This is a genomic window from Niastella koreensis GR20-10 (assembly GCF_000246855.1).
GTDB classification, from domain to species: domain Bacteria; phylum Bacteroidota; class Bacteroidia; order Chitinophagales; family Chitinophagaceae; genus Niastella; species Niastella koreensis.
In genome coordinates this window covers 7,718,529-7,743,059 of the sequence record NC_016609.1, presented here as the reverse complement: position 1 = coordinate 7,743,059, position 24,531 = coordinate 7,718,529, and the positions used below count along the sequence as shown (strand labels likewise).

Genomic DNA, 24,531 nt, shown 5'->3' with positions numbered 1-24,531 from the left:
ATTATTAAAAAAATGGCCAATCAATCGAGAAGAGTTGCCATCAAGAACCTGGTAGCCGGCACTGCTGCGCTGGGAACGGCCAACATGCTTTCGTCTTTTACCACAACTGAGGAAATTAAATCAACCGCCTTGAAAGGAAATATCAACCACTCTGTTTGCCGTTGGTGCTACGGGAGCATTTCCCTGGAAGATCTGTGTGTTGCAGTTAAAAAAATAGGCTTTAGCGCAATTGACCTTGTTGGTCCTAAAGAATGGCCCACGCTGCAAAAGTACGGCATCTTTTCTTCTATGTGTAATGGCGCTGAACTGAACCTGGTAGATGGCTGGAACGATAAAAAATTCCATCCGCAACTGATAAAGAATTATACTGAAATGATCCCCCTCGTTGCCAAAGCCGGTTACAAACAACTGATTTGTTTTAGCGGCAGTCGGCGCGGTATAGACGATGAAACAGGCTGGAACAATTGTGCTGAAGGATTGAAACAGATCATGGGCCTGGCTGAGAAAAATAAAGTGGAGATTGTAATGGAGCTGCTGAACAGCAAGGTAAACCACAAAGATTACCAGTGCGACAGAACCGCCTGGGGCGTGGAATTGTGCAAACGCACAGGGTCAGAAAATTTCAAATTGTTATACGACATCTATCACATGCAGATAGACGAAGGGGATGTAATAAGAACGATCAAAGACAATCACCAGTACATTTCCCATTATCATACCGGTGGTGTTCCCGGAAGGAATGAAATTGATGAAACACAGGAATTATATTATCCTGCTATCATGAAGGCCATCGTTGACCTTGGTTTTAAAGGCTATGTAGCGCAGGAATTTATTCCAACACCAAAAACCAATGAAGAAAAATTGGTGTCACTGGAAAAAGGAATTAAAATTTGTGATGTATAAATAAAACCGATTTCCCATTTCTAACGTCTTCTTTATAATTAAAAACGATTGAACCATGCCAGATAATGTTTATGATGCTATTGTCGTAGGGTCAGGAATTGCAGGCGGATGGGCAGCAAAAGAATTAACCGAAAAAGGATTGAAAGTTTTGTTGCTGGAACGTGGCGAAAATATTGAGCACATTAAAGATTATAAAAGCGCCAACAAAGCTCCCTGGGAATTCCCGCATCGTGGTGGTAAAACCACAGAGATGACTAAAGAATATCCTGTACTGGACAGAGATTACCCACTGAATGAAATGAACCTGAACTACTGGACGAACGAAAAGGATTGTCCGTACACCGAAACAAAACGTTTCGACTGGTTCCGGGGCTATCATGTGGGTGGCCGTTCGCTGATGTGGGGCCGCCAAAGCTATCGTTGGAGCGATCTGGATTTTGGCGCCAATGCAAAAGACGGCCATGGCGTTGACTGGCCGATCCGTTATAAAGACATCGCATCCTGGTACGATCATGTTGAGAAATTTGCCGGGATCAGTGGTTCCAGGGAAGGACTGGCGCATTTACCCGACGGACAGTTTCAACCCGGAATGGAGTTGAACTGCGTGGAGAAAGATGTAGCCGCCCGCCTGAAAGAACATTACAAAGGAGAACGTCATTTATTTATAGGCCGGGTGGCCAATATCACCCAACCTTTACCGGGCAGAACCAATTGCCAGTACCGCAACAAATGCTGGCTGGGTTGTCCGTTTGGCGGGTATTTCAGCACGCAATCATCTACGCTGCCGGCAGCAGTAGCCACCGGCAATTTAACGCTGCGTCCTTTTTCCCTGGTGACAAAAGTGTTGTACGATAAAGACAAGAAAAAAGCCACTGGCGTAGAAGTGCTGGATACGCAGGATAATAAAACCTACGAGTATAAATCGAAAGTGGTATTCCTGTGCGCCTCTGCCTTTAACAGCACCTGGGTGTTGTTCAACTCTGCTACCGACATCTGGCCTGGGGGTTTGGGCAGCAGCAGTGGCGAATTGGGCCATAATGTAATGGACCATCACTTCCGCACGGGTGCAGAAGGTATTGTCGAAGGCTTCGACGACAAATATTACTTCGGCCGCCGTCCCACAGGTTTTTACATTCCGCGTTTCCGCAATACAGGCAGCGACAAAAGAGATTATGTTCGCAGTTTTGGTTACCAGGGTGGCGCCAGCCGCCAGGGTTGGAACCGCCAGATTGCTGAACTGGGCATTGGCGCCGAACTGAAGAGCGCATTATCAGAACCAGGTCCGTGGTCGCTTGGAATGACCGCCTTTGGCGAAATACTACCCTACCACGAGAACACGATCTCCCTCGATAAAACAAAAAAAGATAAATGGGGCTTACCGGTACTGGCCATAGATTGTGAAATAAGGGATAATGAGAAGAAGATGCGCGTTGATATGAAGAACGACGCCATGGAAATGCTGACAGCCGCCGGGTTAAAAGATGTTAAACCATCTGAAAGCGATTATTTCATGGGCATGGGTATACATGAAATGGGTACGGCCCGCATGGGTAAAGACCCCAAAACTTCTGTGCTGAATGCGCACAACCAGGTTTGGGACGCACAGAATGTATATGTAACCGACGGCGCCTGTATGACATCTGCTGCCTGCGTTAACCCCTCACTTACCTACATGGCATTAACAGCCCGCGCCGTTGACCATGCTGTAAGCGAATTGAAAAAAGGAAATATTTAAGGTATAAGTTTGAAAATTTCAAAATGTGAAACTGGTGGAAGGTAAAATGGTAAAAAGACATTTAATTTAAATTAATTTATGCTTTTACCACCTTTATTTGATGAAATTGCCACCTTTAATTGATGAAAGCCATCTTATATTAGTGCAGAAAATGAAATGAAAATCATTTTCACATTTTAAAATTTTCAAATCGTAATCATGCCTGGAGATTCTCTAAACGTACACCTGAACACAAAAGCAACCGCACAAAACACCTATGATGCTATAGTAGTAGGATCGGGAATAAGTGGAGGCTGGGCCGCCAAAGAATTATGCGAAAAAGGATTGAAGACGCTGGTACTGGAACGCGGCAGAAATGTTGAACACATAAAAGATTACGCCGGAACAGAAAAGGACATCTGGGATTTAACCCACCGCAATAAGTTAACGGCAGAAGATAAAAAAAGCAGTCCCATCCAAAGCAAATGTTATGCTTTTGATGAGGTATCGAAGAAGTTCTTTGTAAACGATCTGGAGAATCCATACACCCAGGTAAAACCTTTCGATTGGGTACGTGGTAACCATGTAGGGGGCCGCTCACTCATGTGGGGCCGCCAAAGCTACCGCTGGAGCGACCTTGATTTTGGCGCCAATGCCCGGGATGGCCATGGCGTTGACTGGCCCATTCGCTACAATGACCTGGCCAGCTGGTACAGCTATGTGGAGAAGTTTGCCGGTATAAATGGAAACCGCGATGGCCTGCCACAACTGCCCGATGGGGAGTTTTTGCCAGCCATGGAAATGAACTGCCTGGAGAAACACGTGGCTGCCCGCATTAAAGAGAGCTTTAGCGACCGCGCCATGATCATAGGCCGTTCAGCCAACCATACCAAACAAATTGGTAGCCGTGGTCCCTGCCAGTACCGTAACAAATGCCACCAGGGTTGTCCGTTCGGCGGCTATTTCAGCAGTAATTCGGCCACATTGCCGGCGGCAACGGCAACAGGTAATTTAACCCTGCGCCCGTTTTCGATAGTGCTGGATGTGTTGTACGATAAAGATAAAAAGCGCGCTACCGGCGTTCGCATCCTGGATTCGGAGACCATGAAAACCGAAGAGTACTATGCGAAAGTGGTTTTCCTGAATGCCTCCACCCTGGGTACAGCACACATTCTGTTAAACTCCGTTTCGGATGCATTCCCCAACGGATTTGGTAACAGCAGTGCGCAGGTTGGCCATAACCTGATGGACCACCATTATGGTATTGGGGCCCGTGGCGAGTATGATGGATTTGAAGATCAGTATTTTTATGGCAGAAGACCGAATGGGATCTATGTACCCCGGTTCAGAAATATCAACGACAAAACAAAACGTACCGATTATGTACGTGGTTTTGGTTACCAGGGTGGCGCCAGTCGCAGCCGCGTTGATAGTGCAGAAGGCATAGGTATTGAACTGAAGGAAAAACTCACTGAACCCGGCAACTGGACGATGCAGTTGGGCGCCTGGGGCGAGCACCTGCCTTACTATGAGAACAAAGTAACGCTGAATAAAGAGAAGAAAGATAAATGGGGATTGCCAACGCTCGATATCGATTGTGAATTCAGGGAAAACGAAAAGACCATGCGAAAAGACATGGGAGAATGTGCGGTTGAAATGCTGGAAAAAGCAGGGTTGAAAAATGTGAAGACTTTCGACTATGATTTTGCCCCTGGTTTTTGTATCCATGAAATGGGAACTGCCCGGATGGGAAGAGATCCTAAAACTTCGGTACTGAATGGCAATAACCAAATGCACGATGTAAAAAATGTGTATATCACCGATGGCGCTTGTATGGCTTCATCTGCCTGTCAAAATCCATCGTTAACGTACATGGCGCTTACAGCCCGCGCCGCAGATCATGCAGTGAGTGAACTGAAGAAGGGCAATCTGTAAAAAATCATGAATTGATTCATACTTCAAATTAATAATTATGAACAGAAGAGACGCTTTATCCCGTGTTGCCTTGTTATTAGGAGGAACCGTGATAGGAGGTGAATTTTTTCTGAGCGGTTGCACCAGCACTGATAAAAAGCTCGGCCAGTCTGTTGACTTTACTGCCGACGATTTGGCTTACCTGGATGAAATAGCAGAAACAATTATTCCTGCTACCGATACTCCTGGTGCCAAAGATGCCAAAGTAGGCCAGTTCATGGGCGTTATGGTAAAGGATTGCTATAAACCAAATGAACAGAAAGTGTTCCTGGAAGGAATGAATAAATTGAACGAAGCCAGCAAGAAAAAATTCAGCGGTAACGGGTTTATGAAAATAACACCCGAACAACGCAAAGAGCTGCTGAACGAACTGGATAAAGAACAAAAGGCTTACGCAAAAGATAAAAAGAAGGAAGATGATCCGCACTATTTCACTCTGATGAAACAGCTGACCCTGTTGGGTTACTTTACATCAGAGCCAGGCGCTACCAAGGCCCTGAGATATGTGCCGGTTCCAGGCCGCTTTGATGCCTGCATTCCTTACAAAAAAGGCGATAAAGCCTGGGCGCTGTAAATATTGAATCTTGAATATTAAATGATGAATGTCGAAGTATTTTCTACTTCGACATTCATCATTGATTTTTAATCATATCAACCATCCATATGTACAATAGAAGAAATTTTCTCAAAGCAACCGGAGCACTCGGAGCAGGAATACTTATTTCAAGATCGGCTTTCTCAATGGGCAATGCATTTGCACCCAATGGTTCTATCAGTAAATTTGGTTTGCAGTTGTGGTCGGTGCGCGACGATCTGTCAAAAGATGTGAAGGGCACATTGAAATTGTTATCCGGATATGGTTATAAACAAATTGAGGGTTTTGAAGGCAAGCAGGGGATTTTCTGGGGTATGACCAATAAGGAATTCAAAAAGTACATGGATGAACTGGGTCTCGCATTCATTTCAACCCATTGCGATATCAATAAAGATTTTGAAACCAAAGCGGCGCAGGCAGGTGAAATTGGGATGAAATACCTGATCTGTCCAAGTTTGGGTGGTCCCAAAACGATCGATGACTTTAAAAGAGCCGCCGATAAGTTCAATGCCTGTGGCGACATTTGTAAAAAGAACGGGTTGCGTTTTGCCTATCACAACCATGGCTACAGCTTTACCGAAATAGATGGTAAGATGCCGCAGGATATTATGATGGAGGGCACCAATAAAGATACCGTTGATTTTGAAATGGATATTTACTGGGTAGTTACTGCCGGCGCTGATCCTATTGCCTGGCTGAACAAATACCCTGGCCGGTTCAAACTGTGTCACGTAAAAGACCGTAAGAAAGGGGCGGATCCAAAAGAGCACGATGCCTCCGCTGACCTGGGTTCTGGCAGTATAGATTTTAAAAAGATCCTGAAAGCAGGTTCAACTAAAGGCCTGCAATATTATATAGTTGAGCAGGAGCTTTGGGATAACAGCACACCGCTGAAAAGCGCTGAAGCAGATGCGGCGTATATGAAGAAGTTTAAGATGTAGGTCGTTATTAAATGTATATATCGAAAGCCTGGGAGAATTCCATTCTCCCGGGCTTTTTGTTGGTTGAAAGCCCAAAGCTAAAAGCCCAAAGCACCATAAAAACTGTATTTGCTTTCAGCTTTAGGCTTTCAACTTTAGCCTATCTTTAAACAAACAACTACATATTATGAGAAGTTTGCCTTTATTCATTCTCTCCTTTTTTATAATTCAGCACGCGCTCGCCCAGGATAAAGATGACCAAACCATTCGCAAAGTACTGAGCGATCAAACCATTGCCTGGAACAAAGGGAATATAGAAGATTTTATGAAAGGGTACTGGAACAACGACTCCCTGATGTTTATTGGTAAGAATGGTGTAACATATGGCTATCAGAACACACTAATGAATTATAAAAAGAATTACAACAATGCCGACGCTATGGGAACCCTGTCGTTCGACCTGATTAAAGTGCAGCGCCTGAGCCCCGAATATTATTTTGTGGTAGGCAAATGGCACTTGAAAAGGAGTATCGGCGATGTGGGCGGCCACTATAACTTACTTTTCCGGAAAGTTAATGGTACCTGGGTAATTGTAGCTGACCATAGTAGTTAACTCCACAACGCGGCAACCAACTTCAAATCTTAATTTATGGTTCTCATTATTATCGGGGTTATCATAATTCTGCTAGGCCTGGCAGTAACCCGCAGCAACGACGTTAACTTCAGGCGTTTTGCTTCACCTGTTCGCTTTATAGGTGGCATCTTAATAATAATTGGTATCCTGGTGGCTTGTATCATTCAAATAGAAGCAGGTGAGATCGGCGTACAAAAATTATTCGGAAAGGTGCAGAACAATGTGCTTCAAAGCGGTTTACACTTTATAAATCCCCTGATGGATGTAGAGAAAATGGATATCAAAACCCAGAACTACACCATGAGCGGCGTGCGTGATGAAGGCGCCAAAGAAGGAGATGATGCCATTCGCGTACTCACCTCCGATGGACTGGAAGTGGTGATCGATCTAACCGTTCTGTACAAGGTATTGCCCAGCGAAGCGCCCAGTATTGTTCGGGAAACCGGTTTGGACTATACCAATAAAATAGTCCGGCCCGTTACCCGTACCAAAATCCGCGACAACGCGGTATATTATGACGCGGTGGCCCTGTATTCAACCAAACGCGATGAATTTCAGAGCCGTATTTTTAAAACCATAGAAGGCGATTTTAAACGGCGCGGCCTGTTGCTTGAACAGATCCTGATCCGCAATATAGTATTGCCGGCGATGGTAAAAACGGCTATCGAACAAAAGATCACCGCCGAACAGGATGCCCAGAAAATGCAGTTCGTTTTACAAAAAGAACGGCAGGAAGCAGAGCGTAAACGGGTAGAAGCGCAGGGTATTTCCGACTACCAGCGCATAATAAACGAAAGCCTTACGGACCGCCAGCTGCAATACGAACAAATAAAGGCCATGAAAGAACTGGCCGGTTCAGCCAATGCCAAAATGGTGATTATGGGTAAGGGTAATACGCCAGTTATTTTGGACGGGAAACAGTAGAAAGCAGCCTCAAGCTTCAGGCCTCAAGCTGTAAGCTATAAGCAATACACCGCTGCGCGGCAGAAGGCAGAGAAAATGCCGGCGAAGCAATAGTTATAAGTCTCAACGTTCGGGAACCCTTTCACGTTTCACGTTTGGCGTTTCACGACTCTCTGCCTACGGCGGAGGTAATAAATTCACTATCAAACCGTTTAAAAGGTGTCAACCAAACCGTAGATTTGCGCTGGTGAACGAATTATATCCTAATTGAATATCTAATGAGAGTCATTACCACGTTATTAGCCTGCCTTCCCCTGGCAGCTGCTGCACAAAACTTCCATTTTGCGGCCCGTTTGGGTATCGCCAATTACCAGGGCGATCTGCAGGCCAAGAGCATCACTTTTAATCAGGCTAAGTTTTTAGGTTCGCTGGGCGCCATGTACGACCTGTCGGAACATTTTACCGCCCGTACCTATTTTACCCTCACCTCGCTGAAGGCTGATGATAAAAAAGGTACCTCCGTGATGAAGGCACGCAACCTGAACTTTCAAACCAAATTGTGGGACATAGAGTTAGGCGCTCAATACAATATTTTAAGCCTCAACGACAGCTGGTGGACGCCTTACATCTTTGCCGGTATTGGCCTGTATCATTTTAATCCGTACACGCACACTGCCGCTGGCGATAAAACCTACCTGCAACCGCTGAGCACCGAAGGTGAAGGCTTTGAGCCCGGTAAAAAAGAATATAAACTCACTCAATTTAATATACCCCTGGGGGTAGGCGCTACTTATGCCATCAGTGAAGATGTTCGCGTTGGATTGGAATTGGGTTATCGGAAACTGTTCACCGATTACCTGGATGATGTGAGCACTACCTATGCCGATCAGGGAGCATTGCTGGCTGCCAAAGGCCAAACGGCTGTTGACCTGGCTTACCGGGGAAATGAAGTAGGCGCCGGTGGTTACCCTGCCGCCAAAACAAACCGCGGCGGTGCAAATGTGAAAGATGGCTATTATTACATGGCTTTAACCGTTACCGTGCGGGGATTTATTGACCAGTACAAACGCATTGCAGGCTTACCTGCCTATAACCGCGATAAAAAAGTAGGTTGCCCGGCTACAAGATTTTAAACCCCTAATCAATAGGCAATAGACAAGGGTTCGCGTATTGGGGAGTGATCGATTATAGGCAAGCTAATGCCAGAAGGGATTTTTGTCAATTGCTAATTGCCTATTGATTTACCCATGCGGGAATTTTTTTCTCCAAATGCGGGTATACATATAAATCAGTGCAGCCAGGCTGCCCACACCCCAGATGTAGAAGATGATATTGCTCACCCTGAGCCCATGTTCCGGCACCAGCAGGCCGGCATAGGCGCCAATACCCACTGTAATGGTAAGCCATAAAAATCCTGAAGAAACCGTCCAAACGATGCGCTTCAGAAAATCCTTTACATCATCTTCCATTAAACCCATAGATAAAAGCATTTTTCAGCTTGCAAAATCGGACAAATGCGTCACTTAAAAGATTTTGACATCACTTAATTGAAAAAGGGCATGCTCTTTTCTGATTTGATGATGCACAAATTTGGTTTGGGTATACACTTTTCAAATTTTGCTATAGCAAAAGCAAATTTCTGTATAGCCTGATTGTGAAAGTGCGTACACTTTTTTGATTTAATGATGCACAAATTTGACTTGTGTATACACTTTTTGAATTTTGGCTATGATAAACCAAATTTGTGTATAGCAAAAAGTAATTTGGCTATAGCAAAATCTGATTTGAGCTTCATTTAATCAATTAAATGACCTCGTTTCACCCTTAATGGAACAGTAAATTTTTAAACTCGGTGGAGTCGCCGCTGAAGGCATTGAAGTCAACCCGGCAAAAGATTCCGTTTACGTGGCCCTGTTCACTGTATTGCCAAAAATGCCAGGTGCGGTAGATCCGCGGTTTTTCTTTTTGCAGGTAGTGGGCCACCCATAATGGGTATTCATCAAACTCATCTTTCAGCACTTGTTGGTAAAAATCCACATTTGCGTAGATCATGGGTTTAACCCCGTAGTAGTTTTCTACGGTAACCAGCCATTCTTTCACCCGTTCCCGAACTTTTTTATAAGGCACCCCATAGGTAGCTTCCACATCCAGTACGGGGGGCAAATCGCCGGGACCCAGTTCAACTGTTTTTATAAAGTGTTCGGCCTGTGCCTTGCCGTTTTTGGTGGCTATAAAAAAATGATAAGCGCCGCGGGCCATTCCGGCCTCCTTGGCGCGTTTCCAGTTACGTTTATAATAGCGGTCCTCGTTAACCAAACCTTCGGTAGCCTTGATAAAAGTAAAGCCCAATTTCAGCCCTTCCACATTCATCGCTTTAACGCTCTCCCAGTCAATAGTTTCCTGGTAGCGGGAAACGTCAATGCCATGGATGGTATACCGGGTGGGAATTTCTATACCAAATGCCTCATACCGGGCAAAATGCGCCCGACGCTCCTGGTACCATTCATATACGCGAAACATGAGCATAACCACAGTAGCAGCTACGATCAGGCCAAGGGCAATTCTCCAGAAAATGGCTGCCTTTTTATTTTTTGCCATAAGGGTCCACAAATATATTGGTGCGCCTAAACAAAGCGATGATATAATCTGTTGAAGTGGAAAAATTTAACTCTTTTAAACGTTGAGGTACATAAAACATTGTCTTTAAGCTGGCGAACCCTAATTTTACACTTATGCCCGCAATTAACTGGCACGATAGTTTCAATTTATTATCGAGGTTAACACCCCGCCGAGCATGGAATGCCGGTAAGGTACTAAGCAGTTATTATATTAGTAAAATAACCGGCAAGCCAGTACAGTGGGGGTATCCGATCTCTATTTCGTTTGAACCTACCACGTCTTGCAACCTGCGTTGTCCGGAATGCCCCAGTGGCTTACGGGCATTTACCCGTCCAACGGGGATGTTACAAAATGATTTCTTCCGGCAAACCATTGACCAGTTGTCAAAGGAGTTGCTGTACCTGGTATTTTATTTTCAGGGAGAACCGTACCTCAATCCGGCTTTTCTGGATATGGTAAAATATGCGGCGGAAAAGGGTATTTATACGGCCACTTCTACAAACGCCCATTACCTCACCGATGAAAATGCACGTAAAACGGTAGAAAGCGGGTTAGACCGCCTCATCATATCCATTGATGGCACTACCCAGGACGTATATCAACAATACCGGGTGGGCGGAAAATTGCATAAGGTACTGGAGGGCGCCCGCAATATTGTGAAGTGGAAAAAAGAATTAAAAAGTAAAACGCCGTTTGTGTTCTTCCAGTTCCTGGTTGTAAAACCAAACGAGCATCAGATAGAAGATGTAAAGCGCCTGGCACAGGACATAGGGGTTGATGAAGTACGGTTTAAAACAGCGCAGGTGTACGATTATGAGACCGACCCCAATAATCTGATCCCTACTATTGAAAAATACAGCAGGTACCGCAAAAACCAGCAGGGGCAAACGGAGTTTAAGAATGCCCTGAACAACCATTGCTGGCGGTTATGGCATGCCACGGTTATAAGCTGGGATGGTTTGGTGGTGCCCTGTTGCTTTGATAAAGATGCCCAGCATCCCCTTGGAGACCTGAAAGGTAAAAGCTTTAAAGAGATCTGGCATAACGATAAGTATAAGCGATTTCGGAAGCAGGTATTGATGAGCAGGAAAAATATTGACATTTGCGCCAATTGCAGTGAGGGTACCAGAGTTTGGGGAGATTGATGGCAAGAGCATTTATAGCGGACAGAATGAATATATAACTATTCATGATGGGGCCTGTGAAAATGAAGAATAAAGATGGAATAAGTACTGAATGGAGAAAGAAATAATGTAATTTCGACAAACAAAATAGGTTTAGCAGCACTATACACAGGTCACACAGTATACCCGACCAAAACCCCTAACAGCCCGGAGCTAAACGTTACAATCCGGAACCGGAAAAGCGAGACCTCATCCTCCCCATACCTGGCCGCAGAACAAGATTAAATCTGTAACTGATATGTCCTTGTCTGCATCTGTTTGTAGCCGGTTGCAACATCAGCATGAAACCATTTATGAATTAATACGTGGATTTTCAGAAGAGCAATTGCGACAGCGTTTACAACCTGGAAAATGGAGTGCCTTTGAGCAGTTAGCCCATCTGGTTTCATACCAGCCCGTTTTTATGCAACGGTTGCAAATAATACATCAGGAAAACCAACCGTCGTTCAACCGGTATGTGGCCGACCATGACCCTGCATTTATTGCATGTTGTAAAAGATCGTTACAGGATTTACTCGATGATCTGTTGGCCCGGCGTTCAGGCATCACCAATTATCTTATGACATTAACCGAACCGGCAGCAGGCAGAACCGGGCATCATCCTAAATATGGATCATTGACGATTGTAGAGTGGACAGAATTTTTCCTGCTGCATGAAGCACATCATCTATTCAGCATTTTTATGCTAACACGATCAACCCAACCAGGGTAAATACCTTTTGTTTCACTAATTAAACCATAAAGTCTTGAGCAGCGCCATGAGTATTGAAAAAGACATCCAACAGTCAAAATTCCGGAACGAGTATCACAAAACAGTGGTCAACCTTATTTTTACTTACAACTGGATCACCGAAAAGACCAAACAGTTTTTTGATAAAGGTGACATTACCTCACAGCAGTATAATATCCTGCGCATTTTGCGGGGCGCCGGAAAACCTTTATCTACCTTACAGATCCGCCAGCGGATGTTGGACAAAATGAGCGATACCAGCCGTATTGTTGACCGGCTGGTAAAGAAAGAACTCGTTCAAAAAGTAATTTGTAAAACCGACCGTCGCCTGGTAGATGTTACCATTACCGACACTGGTTTACAATTACTTGATAAACTGGATAGCTACAACGAGCAAATGGATGCTATGCTGGGCAACCTTACTGAAGATGATGCAAAAATGTTAAATCAATTACTCGATAAAATTAGAAGCTCAGAATAGTGTACTTTACAACATCCGTTAATCTTTTAATCCGAACATGAAAAAAGCTATAAGCCTGATGGCAGGCGTTTGTATGTTGGTATCGTATGTAGTGGCGCAACCCAAATATGAGTTCAGGGCGGCGTGGATTGCTACAGTAGAGAACATTGACTGGCCAACAAAAGGGAATTTTAACCCCGAAAGCCAGAAAGCAGAATACATCAATCTGCTTGAAATGCATAAGCGCAACGGCCTCAACGCCGTAATTGTGCAGGTGCGCCCCTGTGCCGATGCCTTCTACCCATCGCAATACGAGCCCTGGAGCCAATGGCTTACCGGTAAACAGGGTAAGGCGCCCACGCCTTTTTATGATCCTCTTCAGTTTATGATTGAAGAAGCCCATAAACGAGGCATGGAATTCCATGCCTGGTGTAACCCATACCGGGCCGAATTTTCGATCGGAAAATCATCTGTGGCACCCAGCCATATTACCAAAGCACACCCCGAGTGGTTTGTGAGTTATGCCGGCACGCGCTACTTCGATCCCGGCAATAAAGAAGCGCAGCAATACGTGGTAAATGTGATCCGCGATATTGTTAGCCGCTACGATGTGGACGCTATACACTTCGATGATTATTTTTATCCTTACCCCGAGGGGAAGGATTTCCCCGATACTGAAAGCTTCAGGAAATATGGTAATGGAATGAGTCTGGGCGATTGGCGCCGCAGCAATACCGATTCTATCATCCTGAAAATCAGCAGCGCCATAAAAGAAGAGAACCGATATTGCCGTTTTGGAGTATCGCCCTTTGCCATCTGGCGCAACAAAAGCCAGGACCCCGATGGCAGTGAAACGGCGGCATTGACCAACTATGGTGAGCTGTATGCCGACATCCTGCTTTGGTTAAAGAACGGCTGGATAGACTATGTAGCTCCCCAATTGTATTTTGAATTTGGCCATCCCCGAGCAGATTACGCAGTATTGCTCGACTGGTGGGCCAAACACACCTACGGCAGGCACTGCTACATTGGCTTAGGCATTTTTAAGGCTGGAACCAATGCTGCCTGGCGCGATAAGACCCAGCTCCCCCGCCAGATAGCGGCCATGCGCAAATACCCTCAGGTTCAGGGCGCTATTTACTTTAGCACCCAGTCTTTTGTAAAAAATCCATTAGGGTGGAACGATAGCCTGCGCTATAATTATTATAAAGAACCGGCTATGATCCCGCCCATGCCCTGGATCGATTCGGCCAGGCCTGCAAACCCCGAAGTGCTGTCGATAAAACCGGTTGATACCACACTGCGGATAGAAGTGGTAAGAACGGCTTCAGAAAAAAAGACCATAAAATGTTACCGGCTGTACGCCTGCTATAACGAGGAATACAATAACAACAACTTCTATAATTCACAACTAATAGGTTGTCGTTTCGAGGCATCTGACAGCTGCGTCTTTTATGCCCCCCTGCGTAACGATAAAAAGTTTGTACGATTTTACGTAACCTGCCTCGATGATGAAAATAATGAAAGCAAGCCTTACCCCAACTGGCCCATAAAGCTGGAAGCGGTGAAGGTGGACAGGTTGGGTTGGGTTACGAATAAGGAGTCGAATGTGGTGACTAAATAGTTGATAGAGTTGACAGGTTGACGAAGTTGACAAGAAATTATTTTGAGGCTCCTTTATAAAAAGGGGCCTTTTTATTTGATCCCTTTATCAACCCTGTCAACAATATCAACTCTATCAACCTCAAGTGGATACCCCATTTTACACAAACCGGACTACCACAATTCCCCGAAAAAGCTACCTTTGCTCTCACCATAATAAACATTAACAATAAACAAAATTCAATATGCCTGGCTTTGAACTTTTTGGCGCCGATGAACGCAAACATGTAAACGATGTAATGGAAACCGGTATCCTGATGCGATTTGGTTTTGATGGTGCCCGTAAAGGGATCTGGAAAGCAAAGGAGCTGGAAGCCGCTATCAGCAAAAAATTTGGTTGTCAGTATACCCACCTGGTATCCAGCGGTACCACTGCCCTTACAACAGTAATGAGCGCCTTGGGAATTGGTTATGGCGATGAGGTAATTATGCCCACTTTTACCTTCGTGGCCAGTTTTGAATGTATCATCAGTGTAGGCGCTGTTCCCGTGCTGGTTGATGTAGACGATACCCTCACCATGAACCCCGATGCAGTTCGTAAAGCTATTACGCCCAAAACAAAATGCGTAATGCCGGTGCATATGTGCGGCGCATCGGCCGATATGGATGCCTTGAAACAGATCTGTAAAGAACATAATCTGTTGTTGCTCGAAGATGCCTGCCAAAGCTTTGGCGCTACATATAAAGGAAAATACCTGGGTACCATCGGCGATGCCGGTACCTTCTCATTCGATTTTGTAAAAACCGTTACCTGCGGCGAAGGCGGCGCCATTGTAACCAACCGCGAAGATGTTTACATCGGCAGCGATGGGTTCAGCGATCATGGTCACGACCACAAAGGAGCCGACCGTGGCGCCGATCTGCATCCGTTTTTGGGTTATAATTTCCGCATTTCTGAATTACATGCCGCAGTTGGATTAGCACAATTCAACCGGTTAGATGAATTTGTAGCCAAACAACGCGCCGGCCATGCACAATTGAAAGCTGTGCTGGCCCAGGTGCCTGAGATCAGTTTCCGCCGCCTGCCCGATGAGGCCGGTGACAGCTGCACTTTCCTGAGCTGGTTCCTGCCCACAACAGAACTCACCCAGGCAGTAGTAGCAGAAATGAAAGCCCAGAATAGCTGGGGCGGTAATTTTTACTGGTTCGATCACAACTGGCACTACATCCGCAAATGGGAGCACCTGAAAAAAGGCGTTACCCTCAATGCGCTGCACCCTGAGTACAAAGCAGCCATCCTGGCCCAGGCCAACAAAGATTTCTCGGCCAGCGATGCAGTAATGAGCCGGGGTATTACTACCCAGATCGCGCTGACGCCAACCGATCAGCAATGGAAAGAAAAAGGAGAAAAAATAGTGGCTGTGGTTAAAAAAGTACTGGCAGCACAAAAGATATCCGCCTGATAATAATTTTAAAATCGGGCTTGCGTTTAGAAGGTGATTGCCTAACGGCGGTCACCTTCTAAACTTTACAAAACCGGCGTATTTAGAAAATGAAAAGAACCGTTATCACTATAAAAGCAGGCCTCCTACCCGGCCTGGTTGCATTAATAGTATTGGCCAGTTGTAAAAGTCAGGATTCCACTGCCGATGGGGTCAATAATGTAAGCGATTCAGCCCGCAAAGCGCAGGACCATGTTGACAGTCTCAGAAAGACCCACTATTTAAATAACGACCTCTCCATTATTTTCCTCGATGCCACTTCCTGGATCATGAAAAGCCAGATGCAAATGACCAGGGCCGAAATAGCCGGTAATAAAAAAGAAATGGTCGATAGCCTCATTAACAGCACCACGGGTGATACCCTTTGTTTAACCCTGCGCAGAATGTATGAGGCCGGGGCTGTATTTACCACCAGCTATGCCGAAAAAGACCAGTACCGGGCCATGCGCGAGCCAGACAGCTCCAAATTATGGTTACAGAAATACTTTAAAGACAATACGCCCAAGCAGGCGCTTACTACTTTGGAGAAGTTTCAGAATGATGCTACTGTTATAAATAAGATAGTTCGTAAGTAGTTGACCAGTTGATCTGTTAACCAGTTCGCGAACCCTTTCACGTTTGACGTTTCACGAAAAAGCTACTTTCCCTCCAATCGGTCCACATAATCCAAGGATCCCAATCGAAACCTGAGAGGAACTTTAGTGGTTTTCTCGAATTGCAACTCCTTTTTGCAAAAAAAGCCAAACTGTTGGGTGTAACAGTTGTTACTTATAGTACTAACCACCGTTGGGGCCACAAATACAGGCGGAGTGGCCATTTGGGGATAGTTTAGCCCATGAAAACCAATTGTTGGTAACTTTTTCGGCAAGTTATACGTAGAAATGGGCGCTACCCTGGCGGGAGAAAATAACACCCTGTCCAATGTTATATTTACCTGATTTTGAGCCGAAATTACTCCCGCCCGAAAACAAAAAGCCGCAAAGACAATAATTTTATAAAATCGTTTCACAACGTTGATTACATTTGTTTGTAAATTTACGGCCTGATTTTTGTGGTTGCCGCGAATTTTTGTTAAATTTTCAGGCAATCTGAAGAAATAAAATATTGACGCACATGGCATTGAGTCAAAGTTTACAGCAAAAGCTATTACAAAAACTTTCTCCACAGCAAATTCAGCTCATGAAATTGCTGCAGGTGCCTACGGCTAATCTGGAAGAACGGATAAAGGAAGAACTGGAAGAAAATCCCGCTTTGGAAGTGTCTGAAGAAGCGCATGACGAATATGATACCGAGACGAAAGATGAATTCGACAGCAGCGACGAGGAGGATTTTGATGTAGATGGAAGTGAGGATGAATACGGCAATATCGACATTAGCGAATACGTAGGCGACGAAGATGGTGAAATAGCTGATTACAAATTGCGGGATGATAACTATCCCGAAATGGATGACAAAAAAGTTGTTCCATATAAAATTGAAACGTCTTTTCATGAGCACCTGCTGGGGCAGTTAGGCATGATGAAGATGACCGACAATGAGCGAAGGATTGCAGAACAGATAGTAGGCAGTATTGACGACGATGGTTACCTGCGCCGCGAAACAGCCGCTATCGTTGATGACCTCGCGTTCCGCCAGAATATTGAAACCAACGAACAGGAAGTAGAGAAGGTGATCAAAATGGTTCAACAGTTTGATCCGGCGGGAGTATGCGCCCGTGATCTGCAGGAATGTTTGTTATTGCAATTACATCGCCAGCAACGCGGAGGCAAGAACGTAGACAGGGCCATCGATGTTCTTACCGATTACTTCGATGAATTTACCAAAAAGCACTACGATAAAATTCAGCGTGGCCTGAACCTCGATGATGAAGGGTTGAAAGATGTGATCACCCAGATCATCAGGCTTACCCCCAAACCGGGCGGTAACCATTACGACATCAACAAAGCTGAAAGCTATGTAGTGCCCGACTTCTTTGTATATAACAACGGCGGCAAACTGGAGCTTACCTTAAACTCCAAGAACGCCCCCGATCTGCGCATCAGCGAAGGCTATCGCGATATGTTGCGGGAATACGATAAAGGCAGCAAGAAAGATAAGCGGCAGAAAGAAGCGGTGTTATTCATTAAACAAAAGATCGACGCGGCCAAGTGGTTCATAGATGCTATTAAACAACGCCAGCATACGCTGAGCAGTGTAATGGAAACCATCATGACCTATCAGCGGGAGTTTTTCCTTACCGGGGACGAAACCACCATGAAGCCCATGATCCTGAAAGATATTGCCGAACGTACCGGGCTCGATATTTCCACCGTGAGCCGGGTGGCCAACAGCAAATTTGTACAAACAGAGTTCGGAACTTATCGGTTGAAATTCTTCTTTAGTGAATCGCTCAGTACCGACAGCGGGGAAGAAGTATCTACCCGCGAGGTAAAAAAGATCCTCAGTGACCTGATTGAGGGCGAAAGCAAAAAGAAACCGTTGAGCGACGAAAAACTCACTGAGCTATTGCAGGAAAAAGGTTATAATATTGCACGCCGAACCGTTGCCAAGTACCGCGAACAATTAAATATTCCGGTGGCCCGGTTACGCAAAGAACTGTAATAGTAAACTTTTTATGTCAACAACACCGGTTACTGCTGTACGTCCCCAGCAACCAGCTCCCATAAGGGTACTGGCCCATCTGTTTTCCTATATTTTTCATCCGTTGTTTATCCCGGCGTATGTAACAGCTTATTTGTTGTTTGTTGATCCCTATTCATTTGCGGGGGTCAACGCTAAATACAAATTGTTCCGGCTTATTTCCGTTTTTTTTAATACGGCCCTTATTCCGGGGTTTGCCGTGTTTTTGATGTGGCGGTTAAAGCTGATCCAGTCCATGCAATTACGCACACAGAAAGAAAGGATCATTCCCTATGCTGCGGCCATGATCTTTTACTTCTGGGCCTGGTACGTGTTCCATAATCAAAAAGACAATCCGCAGGCGTTTACTGATTTTCTGTTGGGCTCGTTCTTAGGAGTGTGTGCCGCCTGGTTTTTGAATATCATCAACAAAGTGAGCATGCATGCGATTGGCGTGGGCGGACTGGCGACTTTCTTCTTACTACAGGCATTTAATCAACAGGATGTTACCGGCGTTTATTTCTCCATCGCCATCCTGATAGCCGGCATTGTTTGCACGGCCCGCCTCATAGTTTCAGATCATTCTCAGAAAGAAATATACCTGGGCTTTGTAGCCGGCGGTTTATGCCAGTTACTGGCCGTATGGCTTCAATAGCATAAAATGTAAAAAAGAAACGGCCCCGACGATACCATCGGGGCCGTTTCTTTTTATCTTCAATCACCAACTAACCATTCAATACTTTAGATTTGGTGATATAGCTTCTTGTAGGATGGTAAATAAATAAGCAGGTGCCTTCCTTGATCGTTTCAATTACTTCTTCAGTTTCACCGGCAGGAAGCGCAGGGCAACCATAACTGCGGCCGTTCATGGCGGCGTATTTTAAATAATCTTCACCAACATAGTTGGAACCGTGAATAACGATGTTTCTTTTGTCGGCTTTGTCGTTGATATTTTTTTCCAGGCCTTCAATTTTTAAGCTCAGGCCATGGCTACCATAATAGGTATTGCTGGTAACATAAAAACCAAGACTGCTTTTGTGCGACTCGGGACTATTGGAGAAAGACTTTGCAAACTCGCCACCCGATTTGCGGCCATGTGCCACAAAGGTGTTGATCAGCACTTTCTTTTCGACCATATCAATTACATAGAACCTTTTCTGGCGGGATGACTGACTGAAATCGCAGATGGAAAGCACTTCATTCTTCATGATCTTTCCTTTTTCCACCAGGTACTTGTACCCTTTCAGCGCATATTCAAAGGCCGGCATGGAAAGGCCGTAGCTTTTCAGGTCCATTACATTATACAGGTCCATGGCTTCTTCAGCCAGTTTTTGAGCTTTCGATTTTTTTACAATCGCCTTAAGCGAAGTAAATACCGGTACGGGATTGGTTGATTTTACCGTAACTGGTTCTTTTGTTTCTTCTGCTGCGCCGGATTTCATTACCGGCGATACTGCCAAAAAGCACAACAACACACCCATTGACATTTTCTTATATGTCCGCTTCATAGGAATTTGAACTTCTAAACGATTAACAACTATGGTTTCACACGATTTACGCCCTTTAACGAAGGTTTCCGAAAATTATTTTCGTCGATTTAGCCTAAAATTCCGTGTTTTCCGAAATATTTTCTACCATATGGAGAAGGAAGTATAAAATACTAGGTAAAATTACCTAGAGTCGAGTAAGTATTTGGGCTACAAATCATTGAGGACCGGCATGGTCTCTTTTCTCAATATTGAATTCGTTTGCGTAGATTTTGATAAGCACCAGGAAAAGTGAAATTAGGATTGGCCCGAATATAAGGCCGATAAACCCGAAAAGTCCTACCCCGATAATGACCCCAAAACCGGTGATCAGGGGATGCACATCGCCAATACGTTTCAGTATTACAAACCTGAACAGGTTATCAACCGTGCCAATAACGCCAAAGCCGTACAGCAACATAATAACTCCCTTGGTGGCATGGCCATTGGCAAAAAATAGCAACCCCACTGGCACATAGGCCATAGCGGCGCCCAGAATTGGCAGCATACTGGTGATGCAGGTGAGCACAAACCAGAACCAGGGTTCATTTACGCCCAGGATCAGGTAACCGATCAGCCCAACTACTCCCTGCAAAATGGCAATGAGCGGTATGCCGATGGCATTCGAATATACCATGGTGTTAAGTTCCCTGCGCAGCAACAGGGTATTCTCATCTTTCACGGGAACCCAGTCATAAAAGTTCGATTCCATTTTGCGGCCCTCCACCAACATGAAGTACAGAATAAAATACATGATCACAATACTGGTGAGGGTATCAAAGGCGCCACCGAGGATCTTGGGAACCGTTTCTCCGGTCCACGAGGTGATTTTGTTCAGGTTGGTATCTGTGAGAATGTTTATTTTATACTGGCCTTCCAGTTTTTCAATATATGTCTTCAGGCTTGCCAGCACTTCCTGTGAGTGTTGCATGGCAAAGGCCACTTTTGAAGAGAGCATATTTATTACCAGGAAAATTGGCAGCAGAATGATCAGGAAAGAGAGCAGCATGAGTATGGAAGCGGCCAGGCTTTTTCTCCATTTATACCGCCCTTCTAAAACGAACATCCATTTACGTAGCAACACATATAGTGTATAGGCCCCCAGAAAAGCTGGTATCAGGCTTTTTAACTGGTTAAACAATACTAAGCCGAGGATAATAATGGTGGCTAAAATAAGAACCTGCCTGATGGCATTGTTGGGTATTTGTTGCTTCATGCTGGTTGTAACTTAACGAATTAACCAGTAATTGCAAAAGCTATTCCGCCAAAAATGAAAAGGGCTGACGATACCGTCAGCCCTTTTATAAAGGAGCCGTTATATTTTGACTTTCTTCCATTTGCCTTTCCTGAAAAGGATGATACCGGCAATGGTAATGCCCGTTTCGGCCAGCACAATAGCGATAAATACGCCCTTCGGCCCCAGCTTAAACACCATGGCCAACAGAAATGCCAGCGGCACCTGGAACATCCAGAAACCAAAGATGTTTATCAGTGTGGGGGTGCGGGTATCACCGGCGCCATTAAAGGCATTGGTAACAACCATCCCTACGCCAAAGAAAATATACCCAAGGCTTACAATGCGCAACGCCATTACCGCGTAAGATTCAACCGTAACATCCTTGTTCATAAATGCCACTATGGGTTGAGCAAAAAGCATGAACACCAGCGTTACAAAGATCATAAAGATGGTATTGTATTTAGCAGTACGCCATACCGATTGTTCGGCCCGCAGTGGTTGCTGGGCACCGAGGTTTTGACCAACCAGCGTGGCGGCAGCATTGCTCATTCCCCATGCGGGTAATAAGAAGAACATGATCAACCGGATGGCTACCCCATAGCCGGCAACAGCGGTATCACCAAACTCAGCCATAATACGGGCCAGCACCATCCAGCTGGCAGAGGCGATCAGGAATTGCGCAGTACCCGTCCAGGCAATATTTGAGATAGATTTAATGATCGGCCAGTCGGGAATAAAATCCTGTCTTCTTACTTTGATAACCCGTTTACCGCTGAATAAATGATAAAGCTGATAAAGCACCCCAATACCGCGGCCAATGGTAGTGGCCATGGCGGCGCCGGTAATGCCAAAACCAGGAATGGGACCTGCCCCGTAAATTAATACCGGGCAAAGAATGATATTACAAATGTTGGCGATCCATAAAGATCGCATAGCCATCGATGCATCACCTGCTCCCCTGAAAATACCATTTATCAGGAACAGCAACATAATTACGATGCTGCCACCATAAATAATCCGGGTATAATTGGTGCCAATGTGAATGGTTTCAGCAGAAGCCCCCATCAGCTTTAATACATCGGGCGCAAAAAATAAACCGGTGGTGCTGATAACAGCTGTAAACAGGAATGCAATTAACATTGATTGTATCCCGGCTTTTGATGCTGCCTCGGGATTCTTTTCCCCAATGCGGCGCGCTACCAGGGCGGTAGCTGCCATACTTAAACCAATAGCCAGTGAATAAACAATGGTAAGCACCGATTCGGTAAGCACCACTGTTGATACGGCTTCGTTTTTGCCAAGATGGCCTACAAAATAAATATCTACCACCGCAAAAACCGACTCCATGCACATTTCAAGGATCATGGGTACGGCCAGTAAAAAAACGGCACGGCGAATACTGCCCTGGGTGTAATCCTGCTGCTGGCCCGATAACGCCAGTTTGAATAACGAGAAAAAAGATCTGATACGCATAGTACCTATGTTGGGTGTTTGATCCGACATATAAAATGCTGTTTAACAAGTAATACAATAAATAAAACGGAAGCGCTGCCAACGCAGTCAAAAGGTGTAGAGGAGTCTGGTACGTTCGTGAAACATGCCTGATGCTGCAGCGAACTGGGTCTTAAAACTTCATAAGCATTAAATTGAAGAGAGGCAAAGGTAGAGAATACAGGCAAAACCTAAAACTTTTTCCGCCCTCAAGACACCATGATGCAGATAATATCCGATGAACCCGGAAAATCCGGCTCTGAAGCATTAAGTAAACTTTAATTTATAAATTAGACCGATCGGTTTATTTTTGCTGCGTGACAAAAGCAGAAAAAACAAAAGAGTTCATTATTGCCAAAGCAGCTCCCCTGTTTAATAAAAAGGGTTATGCAGGCACTTCCATGAGCGATATTATGAAGGCGACCGGCCTGGCCAAAGGCGGCTTGTATGGTAATTTTGAAAGCAAGGATGAAATTGCCGCCCTGGCATTTGAATACTCCTATAACCTGTTGAAAGAAGATATTGGCCTGAAGATAAAATCAAAAAAGACGGGTGTTGAAAAACTGCAAACCATTTTTCAGTATTATAAGAACTACACCGTTACACCATCAATTGAAGGTGGTTGCCCGTTGATGAATACCGCTGTTGATGCCGACGATGCCTATCCTTTTTTAAAGAAGAAAGCCAAACTGGCGCTGCAGGAAATGTTGGGCTCACTGCAACATATTTTAAAAAAAGGCATACAGGAAGGATCGTTCAGAAGCGATCTGAATGTAAAGAAAGAAGCCGAATTGATCTTTGCCCAAATAGAAGGCGGTATAATGATGGCCAAAGTGCTCGACGATGTAACGGTGCTGAACAGATTACTGGAGAGTCTTAAATACCGCATGGAAACAGAATACATGAACCATTCATAAAACAGTACAAATGCAACTGAAAACATTTTATACAGTACGCTTTAGTGATTGCGATCCGCTGGGACATTTGAACAATGCTCGGTACATAGATTATATGTTGAACGCCCGTGAAGATCATTTGAAACAGTATTACAATATAACCCTGTCTGAATATCATAAACAGGGCCTGGCCTGGGTTACCCGCAGCCATAATATCCAATACCTGCGTCCGGTTTTTTATAATGAGATCGTTTGTATTGAGTCGCGCCTTATTGAATTAGGTGAGTCGCATGTACTGGTGGAATTGTTGTTGTTTGACGAAAAGCAGGAAACCCTGAAGGCCATCATGTGGACAAACTTTACCAGCGTGGATATAAAAACAGGCCGCAGAAAAGACCACCCTGCCTTCTTTATGGAATTTGCAGCCACCATGAAAGTAGATGATGTGGATATACCCGCAGGTTTAAACGAAAGAATAAAAACGTTAAGGAACCCCGTTCAATAAGCCAAACACTTAACGCCTAACGCGAAAATGCACCACTGTATCTGCGTTAGGCGTTACGCATTCTGCGTTTAAAGCCCTTCTGTTAAGGAATTACTAATACCCGCCAGCTCCCGTTTACCCCTTATAAATACAGCTTTCTTCTTAGCATTTCTTTAATAAACTTCCAGCCTCCTGTACCTTCTATTATACAAAGCAACACGCTAATAACAAGTAATAAAAATATTCACCTTAAAAGCATTTTATATGAAAACGTTTTTTACCCTCACTACCATCATTCTGATAGTAATTGCCAGTATAGTAAGTTTTGTATTATTTCAACATGGACATTACGCCTTCTCTGCACTGCTGGTACTGACCAGTTATTTATCTGCCGCGTTGTGGATCTATGTGTTGCAGACGAAGAAAGTGGTACTGAGCTAAACAAGAGCTTCTTTCAGTCATAACATAAGGGTATAGGGAACTGGTGTTAACCGGTTCCTTTTTTTATTTTTATACTTCCGGAATTCATGCTGGAAAC

The 24,531-nt window shown here is 44.8% G+C and carries 24 protein-coding genes; 19 read left to right on the top strand and 5 right to left on the bottom strand.

Features of this window, described 5'->3' with window-relative positions:
- Positions 1-12 precede the first annotated feature (12 nt).
- The 8 genes from NIAKO_RS30780 to NIAKO_RS37345 all read left to right on the top strand — a co-directional run bounded on the left by NIAKO_RS30780 (position 13) and on the right by NIAKO_RS37345 (position 8,776).
- Complete coding sequence (locus tag NIAKO_RS30780; RefSeq protein ID WP_014222390.1) at positions 13-903, top strand: hydroxypyruvate isomerase family protein; 891 nt, start codon at positions 13-15, stop codon at positions 901-903.
- A gap of 55 nt (positions 904-958) precedes the next feature.
- The gene (locus NIAKO_RS30775) at positions 959-2,638 is read left to right on the top strand and encodes a GMC oxidoreductase (RefSeq protein ID WP_014222389.1); all 1,680 of its coding nucleotides are present in this window, start codon (positions 959-961) and stop codon (positions 2,636-2,638) included.
- A gap of 198 nt (positions 2,639-2,836) precedes the next feature.
- Positions 2,837-4,552: a GMC oxidoreductase gene (locus tag NIAKO_RS30770; protein ID WP_014222388.1), complete on the top strand. Its 1,716-nt coding sequence runs from the start codon at positions 2,837-2,839 to the stop codon at positions 4,550-4,552.
- A gap of 37 nt (positions 4,553-4,589) precedes the next feature.
- Positions 4,590-5,165, top strand: a complete 576-nt coding sequence (locus tag NIAKO_RS30765; protein ID WP_014222387.1) for a gluconate 2-dehydrogenase subunit 3 family protein — start codon at positions 4,590-4,592, stop codon at positions 5,163-5,165.
- An 89-nt stretch (positions 5,166-5,254) separates the two neighbouring features.
- On the top strand, positions 5,255-6,127 hold the full coding sequence (locus NIAKO_RS30760; protein ID WP_014222386.1) for a TIM barrel protein: 873 nt from the start codon (positions 5,255-5,257) through the stop codon (positions 6,125-6,127).
- Between the two features lie 166 nt (positions 6,128-6,293).
- The gene (locus NIAKO_RS30755; protein WP_014222385.1) at positions 6,294-6,719 is read left to right on the top strand and encodes a YybH family protein; all 426 of its coding nucleotides are present in this window, start codon (positions 6,294-6,296) and stop codon (positions 6,717-6,719) included.
- Between the two features lie 36 nt (positions 6,720-6,755).
- Positions 6,756-7,664, top strand: a complete 909-nt coding sequence (locus NIAKO_RS30750; RefSeq protein WP_014222384.1) for a prohibitin family protein — start codon at positions 6,756-6,758, stop codon at positions 7,662-7,664.
- Between the two features lie 257 nt (positions 7,665-7,921).
- Positions 7,922-8,776, top strand: coding sequence for a DUF6089 family protein (locus tag NIAKO_RS37345; RefSeq protein ID WP_014222383.1), 855 nt, complete (start codon positions 7,922-7,924; stop codon positions 8,774-8,776).
- Between the two features lie 108 nt (positions 8,777-8,884).
- On the opposite strand, the gene NIAKO_RS30740 is transcribed toward NIAKO_RS37345, so the two are convergent.
- Both NIAKO_RS30740 and NIAKO_RS30735 read right to left on the bottom strand, forming a co-directional pair.
- A complete protein-coding gene (locus tag NIAKO_RS30740; RefSeq protein ID WP_014222382.1) occupies positions 8,885-9,121 on the bottom strand; it encodes a hypothetical protein in 237 nt (78 codons plus the stop codon).
- A gap of 346 nt (positions 9,122-9,467) precedes the next feature.
- A complete protein-coding gene (locus NIAKO_RS30735; RefSeq protein ID WP_014222381.1) occupies positions 9,468-10,241 on the bottom strand; it encodes a glycoside hydrolase family 25 protein in 774 nt (257 codons plus the stop codon).
- A 134-nt stretch (positions 10,242-10,375) separates the two neighbouring features.
- Between NIAKO_RS30735 and NIAKO_RS30730 the strand changes: the two genes are divergently transcribed.
- The 8 genes from NIAKO_RS30730 (at position 10,376) to NIAKO_RS30690 (ending at position 19,014) form a co-directional block, all read left to right on the top strand.
- Positions 10,376-11,407, top strand: a complete 1,032-nt coding sequence (locus NIAKO_RS30730; RefSeq protein ID WP_014222380.1) for a radical SAM/SPASM domain-containing protein — start codon at positions 10,376-10,378, stop codon at positions 11,405-11,407.
- A 277-nt stretch (positions 11,408-11,684) separates the two neighbouring features.
- Positions 11,685-12,158: a DinB family protein gene (locus tag NIAKO_RS30725; protein ID WP_014222379.1), complete on the top strand. Its 474-nt coding sequence runs from the start codon at positions 11,685-11,687 to the stop codon at positions 12,156-12,158.
- Between the two features lie 34 nt (positions 12,159-12,192).
- The gene (locus NIAKO_RS30720) at positions 12,193-12,657 is read left to right on the top strand and encodes a MarR family winged helix-turn-helix transcriptional regulator (protein ID WP_242675404.1); all 465 of its coding nucleotides are present in this window, start codon (positions 12,193-12,195) and stop codon (positions 12,655-12,657) included.
- A 37-nt stretch (positions 12,658-12,694) separates the two neighbouring features.
- Complete coding sequence (locus NIAKO_RS30715) at positions 12,695-14,260, top strand: glycoside hydrolase family 10-like protein (RefSeq protein WP_014222377.1); 1,566 nt, start codon at positions 12,695-12,697, stop codon at positions 14,258-14,260.
- Positions 14,261-14,483: 223 nt separating this feature from the next.
- Positions 14,484-15,701, top strand: coding sequence for a DegT/DnrJ/EryC1/StrS family aminotransferase (locus NIAKO_RS30710; protein ID WP_014222376.1), 1,218 nt, complete (start codon positions 14,484-14,486; stop codon positions 15,699-15,701).
- 89 nt (positions 15,702-15,790) lie between these two features.
- Positions 15,791-16,315 (top strand): hypothetical protein, encoded by a 525-nt coding sequence (locus NIAKO_RS30705; RefSeq protein WP_014222375.1) that lies wholly within the window; start codon positions 15,791-15,793, stop codon positions 16,313-16,315.
- A gap of 538 nt (positions 16,316-16,853) precedes the next feature.
- A complete protein-coding gene (gene rpoN, locus NIAKO_RS30695) occupies positions 16,854-18,341 on the top strand; it encodes an RNA polymerase factor sigma-54 (RefSeq protein WP_041347514.1) in 1,488 nt (495 codons plus the stop codon).
- A 13-nt stretch (positions 18,342-18,354) separates the two neighbouring features.
- Positions 18,355-19,014: a hypothetical protein gene (locus tag NIAKO_RS30690; RefSeq protein ID WP_014222372.1), complete on the top strand. Its 660-nt coding sequence runs from the start codon at positions 18,355-18,357 to the stop codon at positions 19,012-19,014.
- Positions 19,015-19,084: 70 nt separating this feature from the next.
- On the opposite strand, the gene NIAKO_RS30685 is transcribed toward NIAKO_RS30690, so the two are convergent.
- The 3 genes from NIAKO_RS30685 to NIAKO_RS30675 form a co-directional block, all read right to left on the bottom strand.
- On the bottom strand, positions 19,085-19,867 hold the full coding sequence (locus tag NIAKO_RS30685) for a murein L,D-transpeptidase catalytic domain family protein (RefSeq protein ID WP_107685462.1): 783 nt from the start codon (positions 19,865-19,867) through the stop codon (positions 19,085-19,087).
- 196 nt (positions 19,868-20,063) lie between these two features.
- On the bottom strand, positions 20,064-21,101 hold the full coding sequence (locus NIAKO_RS30680; protein WP_014222370.1) for an AI-2E family transporter: 1,038 nt from the start codon (positions 21,099-21,101) through the stop codon (positions 20,064-20,066).
- 99 nt (positions 21,102-21,200) lie between these two features.
- Positions 21,201-22,625 carry an MATE family efflux transporter gene (locus NIAKO_RS30675; RefSeq protein ID WP_014222369.1) on the bottom strand — a complete coding sequence of 475 codons (1,425 nt, stop codon included), beginning with the start codon at positions 22,623-22,625 and terminating at the stop codon, positions 21,201-21,203.
- Positions 22,626-22,930: 305 nt separating this feature from the next.
- Here NIAKO_RS30675 and NIAKO_RS30670 point away from each other — a divergent pair, with 305 nt between their 5' ends.
- The 3 genes from NIAKO_RS30670 (at position 22,931) to NIAKO_RS39000 (ending at position 24,434) form a co-directional block, all read left to right on the top strand.
- Positions 22,931-23,530, top strand: a complete 600-nt coding sequence (locus NIAKO_RS30670; protein WP_014222368.1) for a TetR/AcrR family transcriptional regulator — start codon at positions 22,931-22,933, stop codon at positions 23,528-23,530.
- Positions 23,531-23,540: 10 nt separating this feature from the next.
- Positions 23,541-24,014, top strand: coding sequence for an acyl-CoA thioesterase (locus NIAKO_RS30665; RefSeq protein WP_014222367.1), 474 nt, complete (start codon positions 23,541-23,543; stop codon positions 24,012-24,014).
- Between the two features lie 243 nt (positions 24,015-24,257).
- Positions 24,258-24,434, top strand: a complete 177-nt coding sequence (locus NIAKO_RS39000) for a hypothetical protein (RefSeq protein ID WP_014222366.1) — start codon at positions 24,258-24,260, stop codon at positions 24,432-24,434.
- Positions 24,435-24,531: the final 97 nt, after the last annotated feature.

Coding starts and splice junctions, on each gene's coding strand:
- NIAKO_RS30665 (WP_014222367.1), top strand. CDS start 23,541: ATGCAACTGAAAACATTTTATACAGTACGCTTTAGTGATTGCGATCCG.
- rpoN (WP_041347514.1), top strand. CDS start 16,854: ATGGCATTGAGTCAAAGTTTACAGCAAAAGCTATTACAAAAACTTTCT.
- NIAKO_RS30735 (WP_014222381.1), bottom strand. CDS start 10,241: ATGGCAAAAAATAAAAAGGCAGCCATTTTCTGGAGAATTGCCCTTGGC.
- NIAKO_RS30675 (WP_014222369.1), bottom strand. CDS start 22,625: ATGTCGGATCAAACACCCAACATAGGTACTATGCGTATCAGATCTTTT.
- NIAKO_RS30775 (WP_014222389.1), top strand. CDS start 959: ATGCCAGATAATGTTTATGATGCTATTGTCGTAGGGTCAGGAATTGCA.
- NIAKO_RS30705 (WP_014222375.1), top strand. CDS start 15,791: ATGAAAAGAACCGTTATCACTATAAAAGCAGGCCTCCTACCCGGCCTG.
- NIAKO_RS30715 (WP_014222377.1), top strand. CDS start 12,695: ATGAAAAAAGCTATAAGCCTGATGGCAGGCGTTTGTATGTTGGTATCG.
- NIAKO_RS30765 (WP_014222387.1), top strand. CDS start 4,590: ATGAACAGAAGAGACGCTTTATCCCGTGTTGCCTTGTTATTAGGAGGA.
- NIAKO_RS37345 (WP_014222383.1), top strand. CDS start 7,922: ATGAGAGTCATTACCACGTTATTAGCCTGCCTTCCCCTGGCAGCTGCT.
- NIAKO_RS30770 (WP_014222388.1), top strand. CDS start 2,837: ATGCCTGGAGATTCTCTAAACGTACACCTGAACACAAAAGCAACCGCA.
- NIAKO_RS30760 (WP_014222386.1), top strand. CDS start 5,255: ATGTACAATAGAAGAAATTTTCTCAAAGCAACCGGAGCACTCGGAGCA.
- NIAKO_RS30730 (WP_014222380.1), top strand. CDS start 10,376: ATGCCCGCAATTAACTGGCACGATAGTTTCAATTTATTATCGAGGTTA.
- NIAKO_RS30725 (WP_014222379.1), top strand. CDS start 11,685: ATGTCCTTGTCTGCATCTGTTTGTAGCCGGTTGCAACATCAGCATGAA.
- NIAKO_RS30780 (WP_014222390.1), top strand. CDS start 13: ATGGCCAATCAATCGAGAAGAGTTGCCATCAAGAACCTGGTAGCCGGC.
- NIAKO_RS30740 (WP_014222382.1), bottom strand. CDS start 9,121: ATGGGTTTAATGGAAGATGATGTAAAGGATTTTCTGAAGCGCATCGTT.
- NIAKO_RS30710 (WP_014222376.1), top strand. CDS start 14,484: ATGCCTGGCTTTGAACTTTTTGGCGCCGATGAACGCAAACATGTAAAC.
- NIAKO_RS30755 (WP_014222385.1), top strand. CDS start 6,294: ATGAGAAGTTTGCCTTTATTCATTCTCTCCTTTTTTATAATTCAGCAC.
- NIAKO_RS30750 (WP_014222384.1), top strand. CDS start 6,756: ATGGTTCTCATTATTATCGGGGTTATCATAATTCTGCTAGGCCTGGCA.
- NIAKO_RS30685 (WP_107685462.1), bottom strand. CDS start 19,867: ATGAAGCGGACATATAAGAAAATGTCAATGGGTGTGTTGTTGTGCTTT.
- NIAKO_RS30680 (WP_014222370.1), bottom strand. CDS start 21,101: ATGAAGCAACAAATACCCAACAATGCCATCAGGCAGGTTCTTATTTTA.
- NIAKO_RS30690 (WP_014222372.1), top strand. CDS start 18,355: ATGTCAACAACACCGGTTACTGCTGTACGTCCCCAGCAACCAGCTCCC.
- NIAKO_RS39000 (WP_014222366.1), top strand. CDS start 24,258: ATGAAAACGTTTTTTACCCTCACTACCATCATTCTGATAGTAATTGCC.